The 3,615-nt window shown below is 61.3% G+C and carries 5 protein-coding genes; 4 read left to right on the top strand and 1 reads right to left on the bottom strand.

The features are described 5' to 3' along the window. Positions 1 to 1,033, bottom strand: a 1,033-nt coding sequence (locus EN935_RS26580) for a thiamine pyrophosphate-dependent enzyme (protein ID WP_245489056.1), incomplete at its 3' end; no start/stop codon positions are given. Between the two features lie 261 nt (positions 1,034 to 1,294). On the opposite strand from EN935_RS26580, the gene EN935_RS26575 reads away from it, so the two are divergent. From EN935_RS26575 to EN935_RS26560, 4 genes are all read left to right on the top strand, one after another. Next, a complete protein-coding gene (locus tag EN935_RS26575; protein WP_013529251.1) occupies positions 1,295 to 1,567 on the top strand; it encodes a DUF4164 domain-containing protein in 273 nt (90 codons plus the stop codon). A 20-nt stretch (positions 1,568 to 1,587) separates the two neighbouring features. Further along, positions 1,588 to 1,953: a cell division protein ZapA gene (locus tag EN935_RS26570; protein ID WP_109665049.1), complete on the top strand. Its 366-nt coding sequence runs from the start codon at positions 1,588 to 1,590 to the stop codon at positions 1,951 to 1,953. Positions 1,954 to 2,171: 218 nt separating this feature from the next. After that, the gene (locus EN935_RS26565) at positions 2,172 to 2,831 is read left to right on the top strand and encodes a peroxiredoxin (RefSeq protein WP_109665052.1); all 660 of its coding nucleotides are present in this window, start codon (positions 2,172 to 2,174) and stop codon (positions 2,829 to 2,831) included. 150 nt (positions 2,832 to 2,981) lie between these two features. Then, positions 2,982 to 3,615, top strand: a 634-nt coding sequence (locus EN935_RS26560; protein WP_164771358.1) for an MBL fold metallo-hydrolase, incomplete at its 3' end; no start/stop codon positions are given.

Here is a 3,615-nt window from a genome sequence, read left to right as displayed (position 1 = left end):
GCTTCTTCTTATAGTCGGCGATAACAGCGTCGAAATTGGACGGCAGCTTGCCAGCGAGGCGGCGCTCGAACTCGGCCTTCAGTTTGGCGTCGACCTTGGCCAGACGGCCTTCCCAGTCGGTACGTGCCTTAACGCCGGCCTTGCCGGCAGTGCGCCAGGCGTCGAGGATGTCGGCCGGAATCTCGAAGGGCGGCGAATCCCAGTTGAAGAACTTGCGTGCGCCGGCGATCTCGTCGGCGCCGAGCGGCGAACCGTGCGCCTTGTTGGTGCCGGCCTTGGTCGGCGCGCCGAAGCCGATGGTCGTCTTGCAGGCGATCATCGTCGGCTTGTCGGAGTGGCGGGCGGCTTCGATGGCATAGGCGATCGCTTCCGGATCGGTGCCGTCGATGTGGCTGGCATTCCAGCCGGAAGCCTGGAAGCGGGCGACCTGATCGGTGTTGTCGGACAGCGAAACCGGACCATCGATCGAAATGTTGTTGTTGTCCCAGAAGACGATCAGCTTGTTGAGCTTGAGGTGGCCGGCAAGCGCGATGGCTTCCTGGGACACACCTTCCATCAGGCAGCCGTCGCCGGCCAGCACATAGGTGTAGTGGTCGACGAGGTCATTGCCGAAGGCGGCGTTCATGATGCGCTCGCCGAGCGCGAAGCCGACCGAATTGGCCAGACCCTGGCCGAGCGGGCCGGTCGTCGTCTCGATGCCCGTTGCATGGCCGTATTCGGGATGGCCGGCGGTCTTCGAGCCCAGCTGCCGGAAATGCTTGATCTGGTCGATGGTCATATCTTCGTAACCGGTCAGATGCAGCAGCGAATAGAGCAGCATCGAACCATGGCCGGCCGACAGGATGAAGCGGTCGCGATCGGCCCAGTGCGGGGTCTTGGGATCATATTTCAGGAAGCGCGTGAACAGCACCGTGGCGATGTCGGCGCAGCCCATGGGCAGGCCGGGATGGCCGGAATTTGCCTTCTCGACGGCATCCATGGAGAGAAAGCGGATCGCATTGGCCATCCGGTCATGTTGTTCACGCGACGTCATGGTTCCTCCAGAAGTGGGGGTTTGGGGGCTTGGGAGAGCCCTGAAAAGGGTGCGCGACACATAGCAGGCGCGGGCTTTTAGTCAACAAATCGGGCGCACATTTGCCGGTCTTGTGATGCCGGCGGCGGGTCTACATTAGCGTTAGCAGGGGACAGTCGCGAGAGCTTTGTTGACGTTGCCTTCACCCGGTGCCTAATGTTTCCCGGATAACGCATTCTGAACGCGAACGATTCGGTGATGGGCAGGGCACAGGACGAAGCCATGACCGGGGAAGCCACACTCAAGGAAGTCATCGCCAGGCTGGGCAAGGCCATCGAGGGGCTGGAAAACGCCGTCGCGGCCAAGCTCGAGCATGAACGCGATTACTCGGAAGCCGAGGCTGAAGTGCAGCGGATGAATGCCGATCGCTCCCGGCTGGCGCAGGAACTCGACAATTCCGAAGCGCGCGCCGAACGGCTGGAAGACGCCAACAAGGAAGTGTCGCGACGGCTGGTGACCGCCATGGAAACCATCCGCGCTGTGTTGGACAGGTAGGGGGCTGGACAGGTAGGCTCATGGCTCAAGTCACGGTTTCCATCGACGGCAAACAGTATCGGATGGCCTGCGACGAAGGTCAGGAAGACCATCTGATCGACCTTGCCGAACGTTTCGACCGCTATGTCTCGCATCTGAAGGACTCCTTTGGCGAGATCGGGGACCAGCGGCTGACCGTGATGGCCGGCATCATGGTGATGGACGAGCTTTCGGAGCTGCAGAAACGCGTCAAGGGCATGGAAAGCGAAGTGCTGACCTTGCGCAAGACGCGCGACGATGCGCTGACCAAGGCCGACAAGAACGACAGCGTGCTGACCAACGCGCTTGGCGCGCTGGCACAGCGCATGGAAGACCTGACCGTGACGCTGGCGGTCAACAAGACCTGAGGCGGCGCGGTCTCTCCGCCCAGCCAAAAGTCTTTCCTGCGCTTTTGGCTCGACGGCAGCATAAAAATGCTCGCTCCGCCGCCGACAAGAGTTTCAAATTATCTCGCGGTCACGATTTTTGCGCTAAGATGCGGCGATGCCGGAGCGTGGACGTCGTGATGGCGGCATGGTTTGCCGCCCCTCGCTCCTGACAGAATTTGTTGCAGGGGAGATGTGCCATGAGCCTTCGTATCAACGACATTGCGCCGGACTTCAGCGCCGAGACCACGCAAGGGACGATCAAATTCCATGAATGGATCGGCGACGGCTGGGCGATCCTGTTCAGCCATCCGAAGAATTTCACGCCGGTCTGCACGACCGAGCTTGGCACGATGGCCGGGCTGGAAGGCGAGTTCAAGAAGCGCAACGTCAAGATCATCGGTATTTCCGTCGATCCGGTCGCGAGCCATGACAAGTGGCAGGCCGACATCAAGACGGCGACCGGCCACACGATGAACTACCCGCTGATCGGCGACAAGGACCTCAAGGTCGCCAAGCTCTACGACATGCTGCCAGGCGGTGCCGGCGAGACGTCGGAGGGCCGCACACCCGCCGACAACGCCACGGTGCGCTCCGTCTACGTCATCGGACCGGACAAGAAGATCAAACTGGTGCTGACCTACCCGATGACCACGGGCCGCAACTTCGACGAGATCCTGCGGGCGGTCGATTCCATGCAGCTCACCGCCAAGCATCAGGTGGCGACGCCGGCAAACTGGAAGCAAGGCGAGGACGTCATCATCACCGCCGCCGTCTCCAACGAGGATGCGATCAAGCGCTTCGGCGCCTACGAGACCATCCTGCCGTATCTCAGGAAGACCAAGCAGCCCTCCGCCTGACCCCCGGGCGCTTTGGAACGGTTTTTGGCTTTCCCGTCGCCGCGAGCGAAATGATGCTTGACTGAGGCATCCGAGAGGACAACCATACTCCTCTCGGATGTCGTCAGAGAAAATCATTCCTGCCGGCTAAAGGTGGTGGGGAAGCCAAAATTGGACGTAGCTTTGGCCAGACCGCAGGTCAGCGGCTTCTATGACAAGCCGACCGGGGCCATTCAGTACGTCGTCGCCGACCAGGCGACGAAACGTTGCGCCATCATCGATCCGATCCTCGATTTCGACGAGAAATCCGGCGCCACGGCAACGAAGAATGCCGACGCCCTGCTCGACTTCATCCGGGAAAACGGGCTGGAGCTGGAGTGGATCCTCGACACCCATCCGCACGCCGATCATTTCTCGGCGGCGCATTACCTGAGTGAGAAGACCGGAGCGCCGACAGCGATCGGCGACAGGGTCGTCGACGTCCAGAAACTGTGGAAGGCAATCTACAATTGGCCGGATTTTCCCGCCGACGGTTCGCAGTGGGACAGGCTGTTTGGAGAGGGCGAAACCTTCCAGGTCGGCACGCTTCCAGTCAAAGTGCTGTTCTCACCCGGGCACACGCTGGCCTCGATCACCTATGTGATCGGCGATGCTGCCTTCGTCCACGATACGCTGTTCATGCCCGACAGCGGCACGGCGCGGACTGACTTTCCCGGCGGCAGTGCCGCGCGGCTCTGGCGCTCGATCCAGGACATTCTGGCGTTGCCGGACGAGACACGCGTCTTTGTCGGCCATGACTATCAAG

Source organism: Mesorhizobium sp. M7D.F.Ca.US.004.03.1.1 (assembly GCF_003998635.1).
Classification (GTDB): Bacteria; Pseudomonadota; Alphaproteobacteria; order Rhizobiales; family Rhizobiaceae; genus Mesorhizobium; species Mesorhizobium loti.
This window is presented reverse-complemented; position numbering and strand designations above follow the sequence as displayed.